At 64.4% G+C, this 23,629-nt stretch carries 23 protein-coding genes; 12 read left to right on the top strand and 11 right to left on the bottom strand.

All coding sequences use genetic code 11. The features are described from left to right. Positions 1-23: 23 nt before the first annotated feature. Positions 24-1,715, bottom strand: a complete 1,692-nt coding sequence (locus tag F3J19_RS01990) for a sensor domain-containing diguanylate cyclase (protein ID WP_167036838.1) — start codon at positions 1,713-1,715, stop codon at positions 24-26. A gap of 863 nt (positions 1,716-2,578) precedes the next feature. Between F3J19_RS01990 and F3J19_RS01995 the strand changes: the two genes are divergently transcribed. Together F3J19_RS01995 and F3J19_RS02000 are read left to right on the top strand one after the other, a co-directional pair. Then, the gene (locus F3J19_RS01995) at positions 2,579-4,330 is read left to right on the top strand and encodes an ABC transporter permease subunit (RefSeq protein WP_167036841.1); all 1,752 of its coding nucleotides are present in this window, start codon (positions 2,579-2,581) and stop codon (positions 4,328-4,330) included. A gap of 101 nt (positions 4,331-4,431) precedes the next feature. Further along, positions 4,432-5,778, top strand: a complete 1,347-nt coding sequence (locus tag F3J19_RS02000; protein ID WP_167036844.1) for a nitrate/sulfonate/bicarbonate ABC transporter ATP-binding protein — start codon at positions 4,432-4,434, stop codon at positions 5,776-5,778. 197 nt (positions 5,779-5,975) lie between these two features. Here F3J19_RS02000 and F3J19_RS02005 read toward each other — a convergent pair whose 3' ends face one another. The 3 genes from F3J19_RS02005 to F3J19_RS02015 form a co-directional block, all read right to left on the bottom strand. After that, positions 5,976-6,494 (bottom strand): hypothetical protein, encoded by a 519-nt coding sequence (locus F3J19_RS02005; RefSeq protein ID WP_167036970.1) that lies wholly within the window; start codon positions 6,492-6,494, stop codon positions 5,976-5,978. A 170-nt stretch (positions 6,495-6,664) separates the two neighbouring features. Next, positions 6,665-7,243 carry a hypothetical protein gene (locus F3J19_RS02010; protein WP_167036846.1) on the bottom strand — a complete coding sequence of 193 codons (579 nt, stop codon included), beginning with the start codon at positions 7,241-7,243 and terminating at the stop codon, positions 6,665-6,667. Between the two features lie 408 nt (positions 7,244-7,651). Next, positions 7,652-8,710 (bottom strand): sigma-54 dependent transcriptional regulator, encoded by a 1,059-nt coding sequence (locus F3J19_RS02015; RefSeq protein WP_167036849.1) that lies wholly within the window; start codon positions 8,708-8,710, stop codon positions 7,652-7,654. A gap of 403 nt (positions 8,711-9,113) precedes the next feature. Between F3J19_RS02015 and F3J19_RS02020 the strand changes: the two genes are divergently transcribed. The 6 genes from F3J19_RS02020 to otsA all read left to right on the top strand — a co-directional run bounded on the left by F3J19_RS02020 (position 9,114) and on the right by otsA (position 14,006). Then, positions 9,114-9,431, top strand: coding sequence for a DUF883 family protein (locus tag F3J19_RS02020; protein WP_167036852.1), 318 nt, complete (start codon positions 9,114-9,116; stop codon positions 9,429-9,431). Positions 9,432-9,506: 75 nt separating this feature from the next. Beyond that, positions 9,507-9,773, top strand: coding sequence for a hypothetical protein (locus tag F3J19_RS02025; protein ID WP_167036855.1), 267 nt, complete (start codon positions 9,507-9,509; stop codon positions 9,771-9,773). A gap of 312 nt (positions 9,774-10,085) precedes the next feature. Continuing rightward, on the top strand, positions 10,086-11,486 hold the full coding sequence (locus F3J19_RS02030; RefSeq protein ID WP_167036858.1) for a sigma-54 dependent transcriptional regulator: 1,401 nt from the start codon (positions 10,086-10,088) through the stop codon (positions 11,484-11,486). 206 nt (positions 11,487-11,692) lie between these two features. Then, positions 11,693-11,995 carry a hypothetical protein gene (locus tag F3J19_RS02035; RefSeq protein ID WP_167036861.1) on the top strand — a complete coding sequence of 101 codons (303 nt, stop codon included), beginning with the start codon at positions 11,693-11,695 and terminating at the stop codon, positions 11,993-11,995. A gap of 143 nt (positions 11,996-12,138) precedes the next feature. Continuing rightward, positions 12,139-12,351 carry a hypothetical protein gene (locus F3J19_RS02040; RefSeq protein ID WP_167036863.1) on the top strand — a complete coding sequence of 71 codons (213 nt, stop codon included), beginning with the start codon at positions 12,139-12,141 and terminating at the stop codon, positions 12,349-12,351. Between the two features lie 224 nt (positions 12,352-12,575). Continuing rightward, positions 12,576-14,006 carry an alpha,alpha-trehalose-phosphate synthase (UDP-forming) gene (gene otsA / locus F3J19_RS02045; protein WP_167036866.1) on the top strand — a complete coding sequence of 477 codons (1,431 nt, stop codon included), beginning with the start codon at positions 12,576-12,578 and terminating at the stop codon, positions 14,004-14,006. Positions 14,007-14,291: 285 nt separating this feature from the next. Here otsA and F3J19_RS02050 read toward each other — a convergent pair whose 3' ends face one another. From F3J19_RS02050 to F3J19_RS02070, 5 genes are all read right to left on the bottom strand, one after another. Next, entirely contained in the window at positions 14,292-15,713 is a 1,422-nt protein-coding gene (locus F3J19_RS02050) for an MFS transporter (protein WP_167036869.1), read from the bottom strand. 91 nt (positions 15,714-15,804) lie between these two features. Further along, positions 15,805-16,308 (bottom strand): YbhB/YbcL family Raf kinase inhibitor-like protein, encoded by a 504-nt coding sequence (locus tag F3J19_RS02055; protein WP_167036872.1) that lies wholly within the window; start codon positions 16,306-16,308, stop codon positions 15,805-15,807. Positions 16,309-16,603: 295 nt separating this feature from the next. Then, on the bottom strand, positions 16,604-17,050 hold the full coding sequence (gene vsr / locus F3J19_RS02060) for a DNA mismatch endonuclease Vsr (protein WP_167036875.1): 447 nt from the start codon (positions 17,048-17,050) through the stop codon (positions 16,604-16,606). 57 nt (positions 17,051-17,107) lie between these two features. Then, positions 17,108-18,400, bottom strand: a complete 1,293-nt coding sequence (gene dcm, locus F3J19_RS02065; protein ID WP_167036877.1) for a DNA (cytosine-5-)-methyltransferase — start codon at positions 18,398-18,400, stop codon at positions 17,108-17,110. A gap of 278 nt (positions 18,401-18,678) precedes the next feature. Then, positions 18,679-19,041: a hypothetical protein gene (locus F3J19_RS02070; RefSeq protein ID WP_167036880.1), complete on the bottom strand. Its 363-nt coding sequence runs from the start codon at positions 19,039-19,041 to the stop codon at positions 18,679-18,681. A gap of 198 nt (positions 19,042-19,239) precedes the next feature. Between F3J19_RS02070 and F3J19_RS02075 the strand changes: the two genes are divergently transcribed. The 3 genes from F3J19_RS02075 to F3J19_RS02085 all read left to right on the top strand — a co-directional run bounded on the left by F3J19_RS02075 (position 19,240) and on the right by F3J19_RS02085 (position 20,816). After that, positions 19,240-19,431, top strand: coding sequence for a CsbD family protein (locus F3J19_RS02075; protein WP_167036883.1), 192 nt, complete (start codon positions 19,240-19,242; stop codon positions 19,429-19,431). 296 nt (positions 19,432-19,727) lie between these two features. Beyond that, the gene (locus tag F3J19_RS02080) at positions 19,728-19,949 is read left to right on the top strand and encodes a hypothetical protein (RefSeq protein WP_167036886.1); all 222 of its coding nucleotides are present in this window, start codon (positions 19,728-19,730) and stop codon (positions 19,947-19,949) included. A gap of 159 nt (positions 19,950-20,108) precedes the next feature. Next, positions 20,109-20,816: a glutathione binding-like protein gene (locus tag F3J19_RS02085; RefSeq protein ID WP_167036889.1), complete on the top strand. Its 708-nt coding sequence runs from the start codon at positions 20,109-20,111 to the stop codon at positions 20,814-20,816. Between the two features lie 144 nt (positions 20,817-20,960). On the opposite strand, the gene F3J19_RS02090 is transcribed toward F3J19_RS02085, so the two are convergent. Beyond that, entirely contained in the window at positions 20,961-21,488 is a 528-nt protein-coding gene (locus F3J19_RS02090; protein ID WP_167036892.1) for a hypothetical protein, read from the bottom strand. A 425-nt stretch (positions 21,489-21,913) separates the two neighbouring features. On the opposite strand from F3J19_RS02090, the gene F3J19_RS02095 reads away from it, so the two are divergent. Continuing rightward, positions 21,914-22,660, top strand: a complete 747-nt coding sequence (locus F3J19_RS02095) for a YoaK family protein (protein WP_167036895.1) — start codon at positions 21,914-21,916, stop codon at positions 22,658-22,660. A gap of 34 nt (positions 22,661-22,694) precedes the next feature. Here the strand turns inward: F3J19_RS02095 and F3J19_RS02100 are convergent, their stop codons facing one another. Further along, a complete protein-coding gene (locus tag F3J19_RS02100) occupies positions 22,695-23,222 on the bottom strand; it encodes a hypothetical protein (protein WP_167036897.1) in 528 nt (175 codons plus the stop codon). Between the last annotated feature and the right edge of the window lie 407 nt (positions 23,223-23,629).

Below are 23,629 nucleotides of genomic sequence, written 5' to 3' on the forward strand. Positions count from 1 at the left end.
ATGGCGTCGACGGATGCGCCTGCTTACCAGGCGTTGACCGCCGTGCGCGTGGGCGGCGCGGTATCGTCGGGCGGCAGCGCCTCGGTGCGGTCGCGGCCGCCGGTCTTGGCCGCGTAGAGCGCGGTGTCGGCGCGGCTCATGAGGCGCTCGGGCAGATCGTCCGGCGACAATTCCGTGATGCCGATGCTCACGCTCAGGCTGACCGAGGGCGGCAGCTTCGGCGACGGCGCGGCCTTCAGCGCGAGGCGCAGACGCTCGACCACTTCGCGGCCGCCGGCAAGACCGGTGGCCGGCAGCAGCAGGCCGAACTCCTCGCCGCCGAGCCGGCCGATGGCGTCCGAGCCGCGCAGCTCGGTGCGGCAGGTATCGACGAAATGTTCGAGCGCGCGGTCGCCGGCCGCGTGGCCGAAGCGGTCGTTGATCTGCTTGAAGTGGTCGAGATCGGCGATCGCCATGCACAGCGGCTCGCGGCCCGCCTGCGCGCGGTCGATCTCGCGGCGCAGCAGGTCGAGGAAGTAGCGCCGCGACAACGCGCCTGTCAGCGCATCGTGACGCGCCTCGGCCGACAGCAGCGTATTGGCCGATTGCAGCTGCTTCGCGAGATCGCGCGTCGCACGATGGTGGCGCCGCTCGCGCACGTAGGACACGGTAATCACCCACGCGAGCGCGACGGTGCCGGCCAGCGTCAGAAACACCAGCAGATGATCGCGCTTGTGATTGCGCAGCAACTCGGGCCACGCCGCGAGCGGATCGACCAGATGCGCGGACAGCCCCGAATTCAGGCCGCTGCGGTTCTGATACAGCGCCGGCGCCGGCTGTTCGCTCATGCCGAAGAACTGCGCGGCCGCGGCCGCCGGGACCCACGGCGCCTGCTCGCGCAACTGCGTGTCGACGCGGATGCGCATCTCGGGAAACGTCTCGCGCCGATAGATGATGCGCCGCTCGGCGGGGCTCATCTGCGTGATGCGCGAGCTCGGCATCGCGCGGCCTTCGAGCGCGCTGTCGTGCGCCATGATGATGACGCCGTTGTCGTCGGTGACGAAGGTGCCCGCGTGCGCTACCCAGTGACGCAGCCGCGCGATGCCGACCTTCGCGACCACCACGCCGACCAGCAAGCCGTCCGAGTAGACCGGCGCGGCGATGAAGATGCCCGGCTCGCCGCTCGCGCGGCCCACGCCGTAGGCTTCCGAAAACGCGCCGAGCAGCGCGTTGGTCATATAGCTGCGTGTGCGCATGTCCACGCCGACGAGCGACGGCTGGATGCCGGCCGGATTCGAGATCGTGGCGCTCGACGCCACGCAGATGCCGTTCGTGTTGACGATCCAGATCTGGTCGAGCCCGGAGAAGCCCTGCGCGTCATGCAGGAACTGGCTGACCGCCGCCATCTGCGGATTGCCGAGCAGCGCGGCGCGCAGGGCGGGTTCCGCCATCCCCTCGTTCACGGCATAATTCTGCGATTGCACGAGGGCGCGCTGGACTACGTCCATTTCGGCCATGGTCGCGGGGATGGCGCGGGACATCGCGAGGTCGCTGGCAATCACCTCGGCCATGTTGTCGACGATCGACGTGGACATTTGCCGCTGGCTGTGCAGAGCCGCATCCAGTTCCTGCTGTACCATCCGGTCCGCGACCATGCCAGCCACGAACCAGCAAACCAGTACGATCAGCGCGAAGCTGACCGGTCCGGCTATCTGGCGCAAGGTTGTCCTGTTCATCGACCCTCTGATCCGTCTGTCTGTGACATGCAACTTGCTCATTCGCGGCAACGCGCGGGTGCGGTCTGCGGCCCTTGCGTCGGCACCTGGCCGGGGCTGCTCGCCCGCCTTGCGGCCGATGCCCTGGTGGGTCCTATGGTCGATGTGTTTGCCGCTGGTCTGCCGCCGTGTTTGAAACGGCTGACGATTCAAACCCGGCGCGAACACGGCGGCCCGGCAAGAATCGTTTGAAAACAGGTGCGTCGTTTCCTGATTCTAACCGTCATGAGGCCCGGCGCCATCCTTATTGCAGGGATGCGCACTGCATGGATCAGGCCGGTCAGGTTCATAACGGCAGGCGCCTCGTTTTCTTGATGGCTGCATCGGTCTCGCAGGCGGATTCGTCAGGATTCCCGATACGCTGCGATTACCGTGTATGTCGTTTGCGCGCCACGCCTTGCGATACGGTGCGCGCGCGGATCTGCCATCGCGCAGCGCGGCGAGGTACAGTGCGGCGCGCTGCCGATATGGCGCAAACAGGGGCGGTTGTAAGGCCCCGGTAACCCTGTCTCGCAATTTGCGGGGAAAGGTTGTATCTGAAACATAGGATGGTGTAGTGTCGTGCCGTCCAAAATGAGGAAAGCCCGCCGGCCTTCGGGCGGCGTCCGCGGCGACAGGTATCCGTGTGATGGTTGTGCTCGCGGGCGGCTCGTTCGCGAACATGTCCGTTGCCGGACCACGTGTCTTCAACGCTAACGATTTACCACGCACGCGCGTTTTGCCATGCCCGATTTCCACTTTCCGGACCGATCTGTTGACCGCCGCGTTCAAGTCGCGACCTCCTTCGAGCGATCGCATGCCTGTTTCGAAAGAGGGGGCATCTAATGGATTTCAGCTTTGACCTCAAACGCACCGCCAATGCGTCGGCATGGCGCGTGCTGCCCAACCGCTGGGACTTCGTCGCGTTTCCGCTGATCATCTGTCTGATCGCGATGGCGTCGATCGGCTTTCACGAGACGCTCGCGCCGATGTCGACGCTGAAGACCCAGGCGATCTCGCTCGATCCGTCGAACCTGCCCGAGTACGCGATGCGCACCACGCTGCGCATGCTCGCGGCGATGGTGGCCTCGCTGATCTTCACGCTCATTTACGGCACGCTGGCCGCCAAGAGCCGCCGCGCCGGCCTCGTGCTCGTGCCGATTCTCGACATCCTGCAGTCGGTGCCGGTGCTCGGCTACATTTCGTTTACGGTCACGTTCTTTCTCGCGCTGTTCCCGGGCCGCGTGCTCGGCGCCGAGTTGGCCGCGATCTTCGCGATCTTCACGAGCCAGGCGTGGAACATGACGTTCAGCTTCTATCAGTCGCTGCGCACGGTGCCGCGCGATCTCGACGAAGTCTCGCGCGGCTTTCATCTGACTTCGTGGCAGCGTTTCTGGAAGCTCGAAGTGCCGTTCTCGATGCCGGGCCTCATCTGGAACATGATGATGTCGATGTCGGGCGGCTGGTTCTTCGTGGTCGCTTCCGAAGCGATTACGGTCGGCAACAACACGATTACGCTGCCGGGCATCGGCGCCTATCTGGCGCAGGCGATCAGCGACAAGAACCTGCACGCGATCGGCTGGGTGATTCTCGCGATGACGGTCGTGATCCTCGCGTACGACCAGTTCCTGTTCCGTCCGCTCGTCGCGTGGGCCGACAAGTTCCGCATGGAAAACACCAGCTCGGGCGACGCGCCCGAATCGTGGCTGCTCGACCTGATTCGCCGCACGCACCTGATTCACCGCCTGCTCGTGCCGCTTGGCTGGCTATTCGCGCACGCCGCGCGCATGCGTTTCCAGCTGCCGGCGTTCAGCGCACCGCGCTTTCATATTCCGCAGAGCGAGAAGAACTCGAAGGTCGGCGACATCGTGTGGGCGGCGCTGGTGCTGATCGCCACCGCCTACGTGGTGTATCGCGTGTTTCTCTACGTGCGCACCGGCGTCACGCTCGACGAGATCGGCCATGTGCTCGTGCTCGGGCTCATCACGCTGCTGCGCGTCGTGGTGCTGATCGCGATCGCCTCGGTCATCTGGGTGCCGATCGGCGTGCTGATCGGCCTGCGCCCGGCGCTCGCGGAAAAGATCCAGCCGCTCGCGCAGTTTCTCGCGGCGTTTCCGGCGAACCTGCTGTTCCCGGTGTTCGTGATCGTGATCGTGCGTTTCCATCTGAACCCGGATATCTGGCTCTCGCCGCTGATCGTGCTCGGCACGCAGTGGTATATCCTGTTCAACGTGATCGCCGGCGCGAGCTCGTACCCGAACGACTATCGCGAGGCGGCCAAAAATTTCCATATCCGCGGCTGGCAGTGGTGGCGTCAGGCGATGCTGCCGGGCATTTTCCCGTACTACGTGACGGGCGCGATCACCGCGTCGGGCGGCGCGTGGAACGCGAGCATCGTGGCCGAGTTCGTGCAGTGGGGCGATACGAAGGTCGCGGCGCACGGGCTCGGCGCGTATATCGCGCAGACCACCGCGGCGGGCGATTATCCGAAGATCATCGTGGGCATCGCCGTGATGTCGCTGTTCGTCACGTTGTTCAACCGTCTGCTGTGGCGTCCGATGTACGCGTACGCCGAAGGCAAGCTGCGGCTCGATTGAGCGTCCCCGAACCTGTCGCTGCGCGCCGGGCCCTCGTGGGCGGCCAGCCAGACCCGAGGGGCGGCGCGGCGTTTTGATAAGAGAAATGAAGGCATAACGCGATGCAAAATCCTAAAGCTGCTATGACTGCCGCGCCGATCCAGACACCGCCGAAGCCCCCGCGTCTCGGCGACGAAATCCTGCGCGTCAAGGACGTGTGCCGCGGTTTCAACAAGACGCAGGGCGAGCTGCTCGTGCTCGACGATGCGAATCTGTCGCTGTGCGAAGGCGAGATCGTCGGGCTGCTGGGCCGCTCGGGCTCGGGCAAGTCGACGCTCCTGCGCATCATCGCCGGCCTGATCGAGCCGACCGGCGGCGAAGTCACCTATATGGGCAAGCCGCTCCAAGGCCCGGCGAAGGGTGTCGCGATGGTGTTCCAGACCTTCGCGCTGTTCCCGTGGCTGACCGTGCTGCAGAACGTGGAAGCGGGCCTCGAGGCGCAGGGCGTGGCCGCCAGCGAGCGCCGCACGCGCGCGCTCGCCGCGATCGACCTGATCGGTCTCGACGGCTTCGAGAACGCGTATCCGCGCGAGCTGTCGGGCGGCATGCGCCAGCGCGTCGGCTTTGCGCGGGCGCTGGTGGTCGATCCGACGCTGCTGCTGATGGACGAGCCGTTCTCCGCGCTCGACGTGCTGACCGCCGAAACGCTGCGTACCGACCTGCTCGATCTGTGGACGCAGGGCCGCATGCCGATCAAGGCGGTGCTGATCGTCACGCACAACATCGAGGAAGCGGTGTTCATGTGCGACCGCATTCTCGTGCTGTCGTCGAACCCGGGCCGCGTGATCGCCGAGATCAAGGTGCCGTTCAAGCATCCGCGCAACCGTCTGGACCCGGCGTTCCGCAAGCTGGTCGACGACATCTACGCGAAGATGACCGCGCGCCAGACCGACGAGCAGACCAAGAAGGGGCTCGAACTGCATAGCTGGCTGCCGCATGTGTCGACCAACCTGATGGCCGGTCTGATCGAAACGCTGGCCGCCGCGCCGTACCACGGCCGCGCGGACATGCCGGAAATCGCGCGCTCGCTGCATCTCGAGGTCGACGATCTGTTTCCGATCGCCGAAGTGCTGCAACACCTCGGTTTCGCCGACGTGCGCGAAGGCGATATTTTCCTCACGCCGCCCGCGCGCGTGTTCTCCGAGTTCGGCACGCAGGAACGGAAGATGATGTTCGCCGAGCATCTGCTGCGGCACGTGCCGCTCGCCGCGCGAATCAAGAAGGTGTTGAACGAGCGGCCGGGGCATCGCGCGCCGCGCGTGCGCTTCGAGCAGGAGCTGGAAGACTTTCTGTCGGATAGCGCCGCCGAGGAAACGCTCGATGCGGTCATCAACTGGGGCCGTTACGGCGAGATTTTCTCGTACAACGACCAGACCGAAATTTTCAGCCTGGAAGACGTGGAGTCGTAAAGCGCGGAATTTTGTGCGCGCGATTCGGCCGGCCGATTTGGCTTGCAGGTTCAGCCGGCAGGAAGCGATTCGAACGATAGGCTCGCTTGGCCAAGCGGCGGGGCGGATTGAATCGACTGCGCCGCTCTTTGCCACCAACCAGATGGTCGGCCTGACCGAAACGGCCCGCCCGGCATAGCCGGGCGGGCCGTTTCTGCTTATTGCAGCGTGCCCCAGCGTGCGACCGCCGGCTCGGCCGAGGCCCACTTCCAGCCCTTGTCCTGATGGCAGGCGCTCGCCGTGAACCACATTTCCGGCGCGTTCGGACCGTCGCCGTCCTGCACCGAGAACACGAACTCCTTGCAGAGCGCGAGCGCCGAACTGAAGGCGCGCGTCACGCGCACCTCACCGTGGCCGTTCTCGATCGGCAGCGTATGCTTGACCGACCACGGCCGCGTTTCGCCGACCGGCATCGCGCCCGCCAGCGCCGCGATCAGGTCCTGCTGGTCCTGGTGCATGTTGCGCATATAACGGGCGACGACTTCATCGGTCGCGGCCTGCACGGCGACGCCGACGCCGAGCGCGACGGCCGGATTGCTCGTGACGATCCCCGACGCGACACCCGCCGCAGCACCGCTTGCCGCGCCGATCGAGCCGCAGCCGCTCGCGAGCAGGCTCGCGGCCACGCACAGCACGCCGGCCGCGATGTGGCGCAGGCGGTTGCCGGCCAGCGTCAGCGTGCCTGGGGGCGTGGCGGTGCCGGTAGCGCGAGGGGCTGGATCAGACGTGGCTTCGAGCGAAGCATGACGACGTACCTGACGCACGGGATGCGCGGCCAGAAACGGCAACCGGAGCCGGAGCGCAAACCAGGCTGGCCGGCGCCTCGCAGCCTTGAGCGAAAGCCTCGTCATTGCAGCGAGCCCCAGCGCTCGGTAGCCGGTTCGGCCGAGGCCCAGCGCCAGTTGCTGCCGTCACGGCAGATCGACGCGATATAAAACGCACTGCTCGCGGGCACATTCTGGGTCGCGTTCTGATCGACGGAGAAGACGATTTCCTTGCAGTCGAGCGGACCGGTGCTGATCAGGCGGCTGACTGTCACGCGGCCGTGTTCGTCGTCTTCGATCGGGAAGGAGTGCGTGATGCTCCAGGGGGCCACCGCGCCGACGTCGAGCGGCCCTGCCGCGGTTGCGATGCTGTTCTGGGTGTTTCTGTGGACCACGCGCTCCGAGTACTGCACTCCGGCACGCGCCGCGGCCACCGCGCCGAGACCGATGCCGGTCGCGACCGCCGCATTGCTGGTGACCTTCGCCGCGACCGCTGCACCCCCGATACCGGCGCCCGCCACCGCGCCTTCCGAGTACAGCGAGCTGCAACCACTCAATGTCGATGAGACCGCCAGCGCGAGCGCGACAAGCGCTGTTGCGTGAGGGCGCTTGCGCGCGGCAGCGGATTTCGCGTTGCCGGCCCACACCATGTTCTTTTGCATTTCTTTTGTCCCTGCTCGTACAGGTGTCGTCGCTCACGCGCCAGGCAGCATGTGAACGAGCGGCACGTCGTTCCTGTCGTTCCCGTCGTCCCAATACGCAGCGGAATTGTGCAGGATGATATTTGTAATGGGCAGTGGGAAAATGCAAGAAATTGCAAAACATCGTGCATGGCACGGCGTTTTCTGTTTTTTCTTCGGGGTTTGCCGGCGAATTGTATTGGCGTATTGGCGTTTGGGCGGATTCGCTCATCGGCGCGCGAGGCGGCTCGCACCATGCGGCGAAGCTATACGCGCGAACTTCGGCATTCCGGTGCGAATGGGCATCGTGCCCGGCAATGAATCGCGGCGCGAACAGCGGATTCGCCGTCGGCACATGTATTCGATGCCCGTTATCGACGCACCGCCTCGCTACTGCTCGGCCTCCTCTTCGCCGTTCTCGTCGCCGTATGCGCTCAGGCGGTTGTACAGCGTTTTCAGGCTCACACCGAGCGCTTTCGCCGCGCGCCGCTTGTCGCCGCCGCAATACTTGAGCGTGCCGAGAATGATCTGCTTTTGCGCATCGGCGAGCGGCGTGCCGATCCACACGCTCATCGCATCGCCCTGCGTGACCGCTTTCTTGACCCGCGATGCGAGATGCGGATGCGGCAGCTCGACCGTCTTCTCCGCGAGAATGAACGCGCGATACACGGCGTTCTTCAGTTCGCGCACATTGCCCGGCCACGACCAGGCGCGCAGCGTTTCGATCGAACGCTTGCTGAAGCTCTTGCCGGTGCTTTCCTGTTGATTCAGCTGCGCGAGGAAATACTGCGCGAGCAGTTCGCGGTCGTTTTCGCGCTCGCGCAGCGGCGGCGCGCGCAGCGGAAAAACCGCGAGCCGGTACATGAGGTCTTCGCGCAAGCCGTTTTCCTTCACGGCCACGGCGGGATCGCGATTGGTCGCGGCGATCACGCGCACGTTGCCGCTAATCAGCTCGTTGCCGCCGACACGATAGAACGTGCCCGTCTCGAGCGCGCGCAGCAGTTTGACCTGGCGCACCGGCGCCATTTCGGTGATCTCGTCGAGAAACAGGGTGCCGCCGTTCGCGTGTTCGAAGTAGCCGATGCGGCCCTGGACCGCGCCGGTGAAGCTGCCTTTCTCGTGGCCGAACAGTTCGGCTTCGATCAGTTCATCGGGAATCGCGCCGCAGTTCACGGCGACGAACGCGGCGTCCTTGCGGCTGCTGCGCTCATGGATCGTGCGGGCGATCAGCTCCTTGCCGGTGCCCGATTCGCCGATGATCAGCGCGGTCGCGTCGGTATCGGCGACGCGCTCTATCTGCTCGTAGAGATCGAGCATCACCGGCGACGAGCCGTATAGCAGCCCGTACGATTTCAGTCCCGCGACGCCGTCCGCGACGCGCTGCTTCGCTTGTGACGAAGCATGGCCGCCGGCGGAGACGGTGGGCGAGTCCAGATCGATTGACGCCATAAAGAAGGGGAGTCCTGTGCAAATGAAGTTCGTGGTGCGGCGCGCAGGCCTTGAGACGCGATAGACCGTACAGCCACTATCCCACAAAAGTCGATTTAACCACTTCGGTACGGTTTCCGGCAATCGACGCGGCCGCGCGAGAAATATTGCCGCGCGCAACCGGTCGAAACTGCCCGAATACCGCATGCGAGCGCTGTTAAAGCGGCAAATTTGCCGGGCATGCGCTTTGCGGCATGGACGGATTCATCGGCTCGCGAGAGCTTCGGGCGGCACGCGAAAGAGGGGAGAGAAGCGCGCGAACGGTGCCGTCGACGGGTTCGGCGATGGGCGCATGCGTGCCGCGATCCATGCCAGGAGGCTCATACGCACGCCGAGCCGGACGAGACCAGACAAGGAGTGAGCGATGACCGACACGACGCAACAACTTGCACTCGGCAGCCAGAAGATCGTCGAGGATTTACGGGTGCTGCTGAGAGACTCGGAAGAAATGCTGCGGCTTGCCGGCAACGTGCCGGGCGAGGGCGTCGACGCGTTGCGCGAGCGGCTCGGCACGCATGTCGAGACGCTGCAGTCGGCGCTCGGCGATGCGCAGCGCAACGTGCATCGGCGCTATCGCGGGGCGGCCGTCCGCACCGAACGCTATGTGCGCCACCACCCATGGCGTGCGATCGCGCTCGCGGCGGGCAGCGGTTTCCTGCTCGGCGCGCTGGTTGCGCGTTAGCCGTGGCGTGAAGGCGCATCGGCTCGCGGCATCCGCATGCCTGGCACTCTTCCCACTACGACCAAGGAGTTCACCATGGCACGACCCACGATTGGCATCTTCGGCGCACTGATGGCGCTGGGCGGTTTCCTCGCGATTCGCTATGTGCAGAACCGACGCGCGGGCCAGTTTGCCGCCGCTCGCGACCTGAGCCGCTGGGAAAACGAGGGCGGCGCGGTGGCAACGCCGCGCGCCCTGGCGAGCGAGGCGGCGGTGACGTCGGGCGCGCACGGTACGAATGGCACGAACGGTTCGGGTCAGGCGCACGGCGAAGGCGACGCATGGCCGTTTCCGCGCGGCTGAGTTGTGATCGGACCCGCGATCGAGCCGCACGCGCCTGCCGCGTGCCGCCTGAGCGGGATTGCTGGGCGGCGTCCCGACGGCGTTATTAAACGAATCCTATAAAGCCGTATAATGGGCAAATAGGCAACAATAAAGCGCCAATTCCGCAGGTTTTTCGCGATATTGTTGCGCTTTTATTCGCAGTGGTCGGCCGGACGTGAATTCGGTGTGACTCCAGCGCGGTTCCGGGTCACGCAGCCGGCCTGCCTGGCGGCATGCGATCCGCATGTTTCGCTCCTTTCTTGACCCACGCTTGCAGGCTTTCGAGACGCGATGCCACATGTACTGATTGTCGATGACGACGCAGCTACCCGCGAGGCGCTTTCCGCAATCATGGGGGGAGACGGCCTGACCACCGCCACCGCGGGCGATTTGCGCGAAGCGCGTATTCAACTGGTCCGGCAGATGCCGGACGTCGTATTCACCGACCTGAAGCTGCCTGACGGCAGCGGGGTCGATCTGTTCGAAGACCTCGATCCGCGCTCCGGCGTCGAAGTGATCGTGATTACCGGTCACGCGACCGTGGAGTCGGCGGTCAGCGCGCTGAAAATGGGTGCCGCCGACTACCTCGTGAAGCCGATCAACATGCAGCGCGTGAAGGCGATCCTCTCGCGCCTGCCGCGCGCCGGCGACCTCAAGGCGGAGATCGGCACGCTGCGTGGCGAGTTGCGCCGCATGGGCCGCTTCGGTCTGATGCTCGGCAATTCGCCGGCGATGCAGGAGGTCTACGACCAGATCAGCCGCGTCGCGCCGACGGCGGCCTCGGTCATGCTGGTCGGCGAATCGGGCACCGGCAAGGAAGTTGCCGCGCAGACGCTGCACGAGTTGAGCCTGCGGCGCAAGCATGCGTTTCTCGCGGTCAATTGCGGCGCGATTTCGCCGAACCTGATCGAATCGGAAATGTTCGGCCACGAGCGCGGCTCGTTCACGGGCGCGGACCGCCAGCACAAGGGTTATTTCGAGCGCGCGAACGGCGGCACGCTGTTCCTCGACGAAATCACCGAGATGCCGATCGAGTTGCAGGTGAAGCTGCTGCGCGTGCTCGAAACCGGCATGTTCATGCGCGTCGGCACGACCCGGGAAATCGAAACCGATGTGCGCCTGATCGCGGCCACCAACCGCGATCCGGAGCAGGCGGTGCTCGAAGGCAAGCTGCGGCTCGATCTCTATCACCGCCTGAACGTATTTCCGATCAGCCTGCCGCCGCTGCGCGATCGCGGCAAGGATGTCGAACTGCTCGCGCAGGCGTTCCTCGACGAACTCAACGAGCGCCATGACACGAAGAAGCATTTTCCGGCCGCGGTCAAGGAGATGCTGCTGTCGTACCCGTGGCCCGGCAACGTGCGCGAGCTGAAGAACTACGTGCAGCGTGCGCACATCATGTCGGGCGCCGATTCGGACAGTACCGCGACCGTGCCGTTGCAGATCACGCTGTCGAAGCCCGCGGCCGGCACCGCGATCACGATTCCGTTCGGCACGTCGCTCGCCGAAGCGGACCGTCAGCTGATCCTGGCGACGCTCGAACAATGCGGCGGCGTGAAAACGCGCGCCGCGGAAATTCTCGGCATCAGTCTGAAGACGCTGTACAACCGCCTTGTCGAATATGGCAACGATGCGCGTGAAGACGGCGACGCCGCCGACGAATCGCGCGCGCTGGGCGGCGCGAACGCCTGATTCGACGCGGCGATTGGCGTAGAACGCTGCGGGTTCGCGCCAGTCGTGTTGAGCGGCGCCGGTTCGCCCGGTGCTTCGCTTCGATAAGTCTGAATCAGCACGCTAACCCGGCACGCCAAACCTGACTCCCCAGACGACCGCGCGCGCATCGCAAAACGGCACAGCCTTTGCTGCGTTTCAACGAAACGCAAAACGAGGACACCGACATGCCGCGAGACGTTGCCGCTCCCGAGCCGCCGCTGCCGAAGCGCGCTCACCGGCCCGAGCCGGTCGAGCCGCCCACTGCGCCGCCCGATCCGGGCGAACCCGATACGCTTCCAACGCCGGGCCCCGACCCGATCGATCCCGACGAACCGTTTGCACCGCCGATCGGCGATCCGCCGCCGCAGCCGACGCAAGCGCCTCAGGCCAATGCGCGTCCACTGCGGCCGATGCGCTTGCGCCGCCAGAAGCGCTGGCCGCATCGTCACGGCAATCCGCGCACCGGACCTCGCGCCGCGACAGGCTAAATCATGCAAAACGCCCCGTTCGCGGCGGCGAATTGATGTACTTGTTACAAAGCCGAGGCATTTTTTACCGGCAATTTGCCGTCACGCCCCCTAGACTGTATGAATGCCGCCACAGCGGCGAGCTTCCCCTGGAGGCATCGATCATGCGACATCCCGCATTGCGACGTTCCGCGCGGCACTCGAAGCGCGGTCCCCGGCAGGGCGACGGCAACGCCGAGCCGGCCGTGTCGCCGGACCCGGCCGGGCAGAACCGGATCGCTCCGCATACGCTGCCGGACGGCGAACACAATCAGGGCGGGGTGCGTCAGGAAGGGCTCGAATACCAGCGCGACCTCGGCTCGGAGCAGGACGCTTGAGCCCCGGCGGCCACTTCGGGCAGGCACGAGGGCCGGTAAACAAGGCTTCCTGTTTCATCATATAAGACAGAAAAAACTTCTTCGCGATGGTCTGCGGTCGCGTGTTTTTGCTCGTCCAACGCAGTTGAATATATTTTTATTTTCGAGATACCGCGGAAATCGGCACGCCACTTGCGTGCACCGTTTTGGCACATATCCGCATACAACGAAACAATGGAGTACCAATGAGCAGATTGATCGTGGTATCGAATCGTGTCGCACCGATCCAGGAGGCGCGGCCCGCGGCGGGCGGGCTGGCCATCGGCGTGCTCGACGCGTTGAAGGAGACCGGCGGCGTCTGGTTCGGCTGGAGCGGCGAAACGGTGGGCGAGCCGTCCGCCCCGGTGATCGAAAAACAGGGCAACGTGACCTACGCGACGGTGGGCCTCACCAAGCGCGACTACGATCAGTACTACCGTGGCTTCTCCAATACGACGCTGTGGCCGACCTTTCACTATCGCAACGATCTCTCGCGCTACGACCGCCAGGAGTACGCCGGCTATCAGCGCGTCAACGCGACGCTCGCGAAGCAGCTCAAGGAGCTGCTCGAACCGGGCGACATCATCTGGGTCCACGACTATCATCTGCTGCCGTTCGCGCGCTGTCTGCGCGAACTGGGCGTGCAGAACCCGATCGGTTTTTTCCTGCACATTCCGTTTCCGGTGCCCGAGGTGCTGCGCACGATTCCGCCGCACGACGAACTCGTCAAGGCGATGTGCAGCTATGACGTGATCGGCTTCCAGACCGAAGCCGACCGCCAGTCGTTCGTCGACTACATCGAGCGCGGCCAGCACGGCACATCGAGCGAAGACGGCATGGTCCACGCGTTCAATCGCTTCCTCAAGGTGGGCGCCTATCCGATCGGTATCTATCCCGATGCGATCGCCAGGGCCGCTGAGCAGTTCATCGACCGCAAGCCCGTGCGCAGCCTGCGCGACGGCATGCGCGGCCGCAAGCTGATCATGAGCGTCGACCGGCTCGATTACTCGAAGGGGCTCGTCGAGCGTTTCCAGGCATTCGAGCGGCTGTTGCTGAACGCGCCCGGCTGGCATGGCCGCGTCTCGCTCGTGCAGATCGCGCCGCCGACCCGCGCCGACGTGCAGACCTATCAGCGCATCCGGCAGACGCTGGAGGGCGAGGCGGGCCGTATCAACGGCCGTTTCGCGCAGCTCGACTGGACGCCGATCCAGTATCTGAACCGCAAATACGAGCGCAATCTGCTGATGGCGCTGTTCCGCCAGTCGCAGGTCGGCTACGTGACGCCGTTGCGCGACGGCATGAATCTCGTCGCGAAGGAGTACGTGGCTTCGCAGGACCCGGCCGATCCGGGCGTGCTCGTGCTGTCGCAGTTCGCGGGCGCGGCCGAGCAGTTGCCGGGCGCGCTCGTCGTCAATCCGTTCGATCTCTCGCAGATGGCCGAAGCGCTCGAACGTGCGCTCTCGATGCCGCTCGCCGAGCGCCAGGCGCGTCACGCGGACATGATGAAGCCGCTGCGCGAGAACAACCTGTCGGTGTGGCGCGATACGTTCCTCGACGATCTGCGCAACGTCGCGACCGCGTCTTCGGTGAGGGCCAAAGCGGTAAAGCTCGCTGACGTGACGGCATCGTCGTCGTAAGCGCAGGGGCGTCGTCCGCGCTGGTGGCCGCGGATGGCGCCCATGCCGATCACGTCTGATTCGCGGTAGCGCGCCAGGAGACCTGGAGCAATACGTGGAGCAATGAAGGAAGGGCGCGCATCGCGTCGTGCGATGCGCGCCCTTCGTTTGCGTGGGCCTATGGGCCGCGTGTGTTTTTACGCGTGTCCATGCGCTTGCGTGCACGCGCATGGACACGCGTATAGGCACGCAAGCACGACCGCGGGAACGTGAGTACGCGACTAGGCGACCACACGCGCAGCAACCTCAATCCGGCTGCGTCACCTTCTGCATGATCCGCATCGTGCTCACGAGCGCGGCTACTGCCGAAAAACCCGCGGCGACATACAGCGCAACGATCGGCCCGTTCTGCGGCGCGACGCCGAAGATCAGCGCGACCAGGGCCGCGCCCAGCGTCTGTCCGGTCAGGCGCGCGGTGCCGAGCATGCCGCTCGCGCCGCCGCTGCGCTCGCGCGGCGCCGAAGACAGCATCGTGCGATTGTTCGGCGACTGGAAGATGCCGAAGCCCGCGCCGCACAGCGCCATGCGCCAGGCGATCTGCAGCGCGTCCGGATGCGGGCCGAGCGTGGCGAGCAGCAGCAGCCCGGCCGTCATCGCGGCGAGCCCGATGCCGCCGAGCCAGCCGGCCGACACCTTGTCCGACAGCACGCCGGCAATGGGTGCCGCGATGATGATGATCGCGGGCCACGGTGTCATCAAAATACCGGTTTCGACCTGCGACAGGCCGAGCGTTTCCTGCAGCATGAACGGCAGCGACACGAACGCGAGCATCTGCGCGCAGAACGAACAGACCGAGGTGCCGATCGACAGCGCGAACACCGGGATGCGCAGCAGGTCGATCGGCAGGAGCGGCGCGGACTGCCTGAGCTGACGGCGCACGAAGAAGTAGCCGATCACGAGTGCGCCGAGCGCTTCGAGCGTCACGTAGCCGAAGAGCTCGCCGTGACCGAGGCCATCGACCGCGAAAATCAGCAGGCCGAACACGAATGCGTTCATGACCGCGCTCAGATAGTCGTACGGCGATTCGTGGCCGCGGTTCAGCGGCAGTGCCTTGATGGCGCAGACGATCGCCGCGACGCCGATCGGCACGTTGATCGCGAACAGCCACGGCCACGAGGCGACGGCAAGCACGCCCGAGGCGACCGTCGGTCCGATCGCCGACGACACCGCGACCACCACCGCGTTGATCGAGACGCCGCGCCCGAGCTGCGCGGGCGGATAGATCATGCGCACGAGCGCGGTGTTCACGCTCATCACGCCGGCCGCCCCGAAGCCCTGGAACACGCGCGCGAGCGCGAGCGTCGTCAGCGAGGTCGAGACCGCGCAGCCGAGCGAGGCGACCGTGAACACGATCAGCCCGGACAGATAGATGCGCCGGTAGCCGATGCGATCGCCGAGCGAGGAGAACGGCAGCAGCGTGATCGTGATCGCGAGCTGGTACGCGTTGACGACCCAGATCGACGAGGCGGCGCTGGCATTGAGGTTGCGCGCGATGGTCGGCAGCGCGACGTTGGCGATTGCGCTGTCGAGTACCGCGAGCGTGAGCCCGAGCGCGATGACGAGCATCGCCCAGTAGCGTTGCGGAATCGGCAGACCCTGGTGTTCGGCGCCTTGTGCCGGCGAGGCGGCGAGGGTGGAGCCGTCGTTGCGCGAGGATTGTGCGTGCATCGATTGTTCGAGTTGTGATGGGACGGCTGCGCAGTCGCGCGACCCGGCGTGAAGGCCGCTTCGGCCCACGCCGGCGCCGCATCCTGCTGCGTTATTTGAGTTCGTAAAGGCCCGTGTGAGTGGTCGAGTCGATTTCGTTCAGGTGGGTCATGAAGCGCGCCACCGCGTTGGTGGTGTCCGCGCTGACCGGCAGATGCGGCACCTTCAGCGCATGCAGCCGGAAGATGTAGCGATGCGTGCGATCGCCGCGCGGCGGCGCAGCGCCGCCGAAGCCGACCGTTCCGTAGTCGTTGCGCACCTGCAGCGCACCTTGCGGCAGCAGCGCGCCGTCGGCCTTGCCGGCATTGCGCGGCAGCGCGCGCGCATCGGCCGGAATGTTGACGACGACCCAGTGCCAGAAGCCGCTGCCGGTCGGCGCATCGGGATCGTGAACGGTGAGCGCGAAGCTTTGCGTGTCCGCGGGCGGAGCTTCCCATTGCAGCGACGGCGAGATGTTTTCGCCGTCGACGCCGAATGCCTTGTCGTCGTATTCGTGGGCTTTCGGCATGAAGCCGTTGGTGGGAAAGTCGTCGGACCAAAGACGGAAGTCAGCCATGATGTGCCTCCCTTGTTGATTGGTTCTGCGAGCGTCGGAGCGTGCGCCTGCGCGGCGGACGAAGGCACCTGGGCGGCCCGCCGACGTGTTGCGCAACGTGCGGCGCAGGCGCCTGCACGCATTGCGGATGCAGGGCGATACGTACGCCGATACGCATTCCGGGAACCCCTCGACAGCCCCCCGAAAGCGCTCCGAACAAGCCTTTCGAGTGTATCACCAGCGGCCGCCGGACTACCGCACGAGACGTGGGCAGCGCGCGCTTTTCAGCCGTCCTGGCGCGTTCTAACGCTGTTTTTCATCCGCGTTCTTCGAACTCCGGCGCGTCGCTTTTGAGCCATGCGACGAGCCGTTCGAGCACGCCCGCGATATCGCGATTCGCGCCGCGCAAAGCGCATTCCCATACCACGGCGACGCGCCAGCCGCTCGCGAGCAAGGCGGCGTGCACCTTCTCGTCGTTGCTGCGATTGCGGCCGATCTTCTCGCGCCAGAACTCGGGCCGCGTCTGCGGCCATTTGAACAGATGGCAGTCGTGGCCGTGCCAGAAGCAGCCATGCACGAACACGACCGCGCGATAGCGCGGCAGCACGATGTCGGGCCGGCCCGGCAGATCGCGGGCGTCGAGCCGGAAGCGAAAACCCTGCCGGTGCAGCAGGCTGCGGATCAGGATTTCCGGCTTGGTGTTGCGCCCGCGAATGCCGGACATCATGCGGCTGCGGGTCGCGCTATCGACGATATCGACCATCGTCAGCGCCCCGGCGAAGCATGCGCGGCGCGCCGGCTGCCTCGCGTGCGGGACCGCTCACGCATGGAGCGGCCAAGACTGTTTCGAACCATGGCGGGTCGGACTCGCGAGCAGGGTTTGCAGATGCGGCTGCATGATACGCGCCACTTCGCGCATCACCGGCATCACGACGCTGTTGCCGAACTGGCGGTAGGCCTGCGTATCGCTGACCGGAATCCTGAAGGTGTCGGGAAAGCCCATCAGGCGCGCGCATTCGCGCGGCGTGAGACGGCGCGGCCGCAGCGCTTCGCCCTGATAGACGAGGATCTCGGAGCCGTCCTTGTGATAGCGCGCCGAGAGCGTGCGCGTGACGCTATCCGGATACGCCATGCCGAAGCCGAAGCCGTTGCCGGCCGCACGATGCTTTGCCGCGTAGTTCTGCAGATAGGCCCATAGCTTCGGTGTGAGCGTGTACTTCGGCTGTACGCGGCGCGCGGCGTGGTCGAAGAAACGGTCGTGGTCCCACGGCAGCACGGGCTCGCTGCCGTCCGTGCGATGCAGGATCGAGCCGAGGCGCGGGCCGTGCTCGGGCAGGCGCAGGTCGTCCCACGAGAACCCGGTCTTGCCGCGAAAGCCGACGATGATGATGCGCTCGCGATGCTGCGGCGTGAAATGCTGGCCGTCGATCACGCGGTAATGCACTTCGTAGCCGAGTTCGTCGCGCAGCGTTTGCAGGATCACGTCGAAGGTGCGGCCCTTGTCGTGCGAGAGCAGGTTCTTCACGTTTTCGAGCAGGAACGCGGCGGGGCGCTTCGCCGCGATGATCCGCGCGACGTCGAAAAAGAGCGTGCCCTGGGTCGTGCATTCGAAGCCGTGCGGACGCCCCAGCGCGTTTTTCTTGCTGACGCCGGCGATCGAAAACGGCTGGCACGGAAAGCCGCCGAGCAGCACGTCGTGGTTCGGCACGTCTTCGGCGGGAAAGGCGACGATGTCGCCGATCAGCTCATGCTCCGCGCTGCCGGAATAGTGTTCGCCGTAGTTCTCGCAGTAGGTGCGTGTCGAGAACTCGTTCCATTCGCTCGTGAATACGCATTCGCCGCCGTGCGCCTCGAAGCCCATGCGAATGCCGCCGATGCCGGCGAACAGATCGATGAAGCGAAAGCGCGCCGCGCCGCTCGTGTGGTTCGCCGTGCGCGCGCCCTGTTGCAGCAGATCGCGCAAAGCGGGCTCCAGCATCGCGGGACAAGGCGTTTCGCCTTTTTCCCAGCGCCGTACCGTTTTGATGTCCTTGCCGACGTGGGCGGCGATTTCGCGTTGAGTGAAGCGGGCGCGCGCCTGCCGGAGCAGGTCGAGCGGAGCGGCGAGGGTCACGTGGCGTCCTTGCTGGGAATATTTGCGGACATTATGACCTAAGGTTGTCCCATTTCCCTATTTTTACCGCCGATACTCAAGGAATTCTCCGCGGGTTCGCTTCGTCGCGACATTCATCGGTGGAGAAATGTGCTTGTCACGGTTAGGCGTGTAGGCTTGCCTTGTGACGCCGGTTCCCTGCGTTGCACTGTGTGTTTATGGCCGCGACCCGTAACGGTGTGCGCGGCCAATTTTTTTGCGGCGGCGCTTGTAGAGCGACGAACGTGGAACGCAGCGCGTCAGACGGGGCGGCCCGTTTGCGAGGAACCGCTGGAGCGCGCCGAATACGCCGCACCTGACGCGTGCTCGTGCGGCAACGGCGCGGCCGCCGCCGGAGCGAACCGCTCCCATTCGGGCAGCGGCGCCGATTCGAGGCGGTCGAGTTGCAGCAGCAGGCTGTCGACCTTGCAGAACTGCGCGTGCGAGAGATGGCCGACGTCGAACAGCGCATGCAGGCGCTTGCGCCAGTAAACGGCGGGCAGAATCGGACCGCCGAAATCGCCGCGCAACGACACCGGCATGACGCGTGCGATGTGCGCGAGGTCCTGGTCGATCAGCGCGGCTTGCGATGATCCCGAAAGCGTCGTGAGCAGGTTGTCCATGGCTCCTCCATGATTTTTGTTACGGCCGTGCCCGGCGCGACTTTAGGCTACTCATGAGAAATTTTTCGCTATCGCGGGCATGCGCGGCGCGATTCCGCGCCGCGCATGACGGCGTTCTCGGGCATAGCCGTTGCTGTACCGCGATACCGGCGCAATGCCGCGCCGGCATGTGGGCTTATCGCGGAAACGGAGTCGCATATGAACAAGGATCAAGTGAAGGGCGTAGGCGAACAGATCAAAGGCAAGATCAACGAAGCCGTCGGCAAGGCGACGAACGACCCTGCCAAAGAGCTGAAGGGCCATCTGCAGCAAGGCGCCGGCAAGGTGCAGAAGGCCTACGGCGACGCGAAGGAAGAAGCGAAGGACGAGGCGAAGCGCAACAAGCCGTAAATTTTGCCCGGTGTGGTTTGCCGTCGGAGCAAAGGCGTCGCCGAGGCGGCGGCGCCTTTGCGTTTTATGCGGTGCGTACCTTGATGTGCTGGTTTGACGTGGCGGTGCCGTGCGTCGACACAACGCGGACGGCAAGCGGACGGAGAGCGGACGGCTCGTGACGGGTATTGCAGATACGGCGGTTTGCGCCGTGGCGTGTGCCGGTGCCTGGGAGTAACCCGCGATGTCGATGGCGGACGTTCCGTGCGCGGCGTGTCGCCTTTAGACTGGGCGCATCCCACAAGGAGATCGCGCCCATGACACCCGAAAAAATGCTTTCGATGTTCGAGCGGCAGTACCTGGAAGGCAAGACACCGGCCGATCTCGAAGCGGCCTGCGCGAGCTTCGCCGCCTGGCTCGCGGCGGCGTGGGAATTGCTCGACGGCAACGAAAAGACGCTGCTGCTGACGGTCGGCGCGGCCTTGTGGCGCGACGGATATAACGTGCGAGCAGGGACCGCGACCAAGGATTTATGGTGAGCGGTCCGGTGTGGGCGGCGACGCGAGGCCGGGGAGCGAGGTAGCGAAGCCGGAAGGCGACGGCGTCGCCCGCGAAGATTTTGTCGCCGCGCGCGTTGCGCCGTGTCGGTTTATATTGGCCGGTCTTGAAATTTCTCTCGCATGAGGCGACCCAATCCCATGACCGATTTGTCCGCTTTCCCGATTACGAAGAAATGGCCCGCCGAGCATCCGGAGCGGATTCAGCTCTATTCACTGCCGACGCCGAACGGCGTGAAAGTCTCGATCATGCTCGAAGAGACCGGCTTGGCGTACGAGCCGCATCTGGTGCGCTTCGATACCAACGATCAGATGACGCCGGAATTCCTGTCGCTGAACCCGAACAACAAGATCCCGGCGATCCTCGATCCGAACGGCCCCGACGGCAAGCCGCTGCCGCTGTTCGAATCGGGCGCGATCCTGATCTATCTTGCTGACAAGAGCGGCCAACTGATCGCGCAGGACGCGGCCGGCCGCTACGAAACGCTTCAGTGGGTGATGTTCCAGATGGGCGGCATCGGCCCGATGTTCGGTCAGGTCGGCTTCTTCCATAAATTCGCCGGCAAGGAATACGAGGACAAGCGTCCGCGCGATCGCTACATCGCCGAGTCGAAACGGCTGCTCGGCGTGCTCGAACAGCGCCTCGAAGGACGCAAATGGGTGATGGGCGATCAGTACTCGATCGCCGATATCGCGATCTTCCCGTGGGTGCGTAATCTCGTGGGCTTTTACGAGGCAGGCGAGCTGGTCGGCATTCAGCATTTCCCGAACGTGAGGCGCGCGCTCGCTGCTTTTATCGAGCGGCCGGCCGTCGCGCGCGGCTTGAATATTCCGCAGCGTCCGGCTTGATCGCGGGGCTCGGGCCGGGCGGGTGACGTTGAGCCCGGCCTTGAGTGGAAGCGGGTAGGGGGAACGAGGGGGAACACGGAGGAACGCGGATCGCCGGGTTGGGCCGCCGCGGGGCCGTGCGACGGCGGGCGCAGCGGCGAATGCTCAGGCCGCTTCGACGAATACGCCGTCGGCAAACACGATCCACGTTGCCTTGTCGTGACGGGCCCGCTCTTTCACGATCTTCAACTCGTTTTCGGTCAGTGCCAGCACGTTGACCAATTCCATCATGAAGTGCACGGCTGGAGCGGGGGCAGGGGCATGCCCCAAGCCGGCTTTGTGCGCGGCCACGATTTTTACCTGGGCTCGTCGGAACTCGGCGGAAAGATCCACGGGCGGTTTCTTCTCTCTTGCAATCTTCTCCTGCAACGAGATGTTGACCGACGCCGCGATGAAATTGCCGGCGACGCCGCTGAAGAGCGCGAGCATCGAGGTCATGAAGATCTTTTGAGCTTCTGTCCAGCCCGGCAGAATGAATGCGCCCGTCATGAAAGCGATAAAAAACATGACGATGCCGCTAAAGAGTACGATGCGCGCGTTCTTTTTCTCGATGTTCGATGCTGCCCAAAAGGCAACGGCAAGAAGCACGAGATTGATAGCCACGCCGATAGCGATGGTCGATGTCGCAGACATGTTCATGTTCTGTATGTAGTCGGTTGAGTGTGCGAGCGTGTTGGCGGTTTATGGTAATGGAAGTGGTTGGGGCTTTTTATGCGGCGGCGATAAATAACGAAAAAAGAACTCGCGCCACGAAATGCAAGTACATCGCTAATTTCAATGGGACGCCTGGCGATTGCACGACGAATCCGTTCTGCTTTTCAGCGTGGTCCGCGAATAGGTTCGGGAACGTTCTCGGTGCGAGCAGCTTTGGCGATACCTTTGCCACGCTGATCGGGCTTTTTCATATCTGGTGCTCACGCGTCCATGTCGTGTGACGTGCCGCAAGCCGGCGGCACGGCACGGTGCGGCGCGGTTCCGGTGCCGAGGCATGCTAGGATCGTCAGCCGTCGGTCGCCTTTCGGTCGGTCTACCCCATGCGATGAAAGCGAGTTACCAGGATGCCCATCAACTATCTCCGCAGCTTCACGGCGCCTGAACGGACGGACGCCACGAATCGCCGCCTCGGCCGATCATTGGCGTTTGTCGCGGGGGCGGCGAACGCCGGCGGTTTTCTGGCCGTTGGCCAGTACACCTCGCACATGTCCGGGATCGTCTCCTCGCTGGCCGATAATGCCGTGCTCGGAGAGGCGGGCCTGTTCGTTTCGGGGCTCGGTTCGCTGCTTGCGTTTCTCGTTGGCGCGGCCGCGTCGGCCATCCTGATCAACTGGGGGCGTCGCCGGCGCCTACGCAGCATTTACGCGACGCCGCTCGCGATCGAGGCCGTTCTTCTGCTGTGTTTCGGGCTGCTCGGCGCCAATCTTGAACATCATCGCCTGCTCTTTCTGCACCTGACTGTCGGCGTGCTTTGCTTCGTCATGGGACTGCAAAACGCGATGATCACGAAAATTTCCCGCGCGGAAATTCGCACCACTCACGTCACCGGCCTGGTCACCGACGTCGGAATCGAACTGGGCAAGATGTTCTACTGGAACAGGCGACCGGTGGCCGGCGAAGGTAGCGTCCAGGCGGACCGGCAAAAGCTCGCGCTGCTTGGTTCGCTGCTTCTGGCGTTCGTCGCCGGCGGCGTGGCCGGCGCATTGGGTTTCAAGCATCTGGGATTCATATCGACGGTGCCGCTTGCGATCGTCCTGCTCACGTTAGCGGCGGTGCCGCTGCTCGATGATCTATGGGGCGAGCGCTGTTAGTCCGGCGAGCGCACAGGGTCGCCCACGAACCCGACTATTCCTTTGCCTTGGTTGCCGGGGCGGCGCGCTTGAGTTTTTTCGGGGCATCGCTTTTCCCCAAGCCCCAGTCGTCATACTTTTTCATGCAGAACATCAGCACGAGAATGCAGAGCACATAGACGCCGACGGTCCAGTTGTTATCGGGGTGCTCGGAAATCGTTAAGAATGCCGCCGAGGAGATGCCAAGCATCAACGGCGTGAGGGCTTCATCCGGACCCTCGGTGAAGAGCATGTAGCCCAAGTCAATCCCGGCCGAAATCCCCAAGGCTTTGCCGATGTATTGGAACGTGTGGATCGAAAGCAGGTGCGCCATAAACGTCGACTGCTCAAGCGCCTTTTGGTCCCACACATGGGGAATCTGCAGCGTTTGCATGAGTTCCGCCGCGCCCTTGAGCAGGAGGGTGGCCATGAGGGTCGCACCGATCAGGCATTGAAGCCCCACTTTGACTGTGTGCGCTATGCGGGTAACGGGATTGAGTGCCTCTGTGTGTTCGTCGTTTTCGGTGGTCGTTTGGGAGTTCATTATGGGTTTGCCTGATGCGGTGACGGTATTGCCTGCTCGTCATAACGACCTCGTTGGCGAAAACTGAAGACTTCGTGCTCGTCTGTGCGAATGCGGGGGTGTGGTTTATCGGGTGTTTTGTGCGGTTTTTCTGTTATTGGGTCAATGAGCGGGGTGACCGCGTTCCGGACATGCCGGGTAATATCCGTACCATGATGGAGACGACGGGCGGGACTGTCGAGATTGATGAGTATCGGTAGGGTACGGGTTGGCGCGGGCAGAAAAAAGCCCCGCAGTGCAAGGGCCTGTCAGTAATTTCGTGTTCAAGGCATATGATGCTCCCCAGGAGAATATATGCCTCGCAAACCAAAGACCCCACCGGCCGATCTGCCGGCAATTCCCGCCGAGCTGCTTGAACAGTTTGGCAA

The sequence above is a fragment of the Burkholderia sp. Ax-1724 genome, assembly GCF_011752995.1.
Taxonomy (GTDB): domain Bacteria; phylum Pseudomonadota; class Gammaproteobacteria; order Burkholderiales; family Burkholderiaceae; genus Paraburkholderia.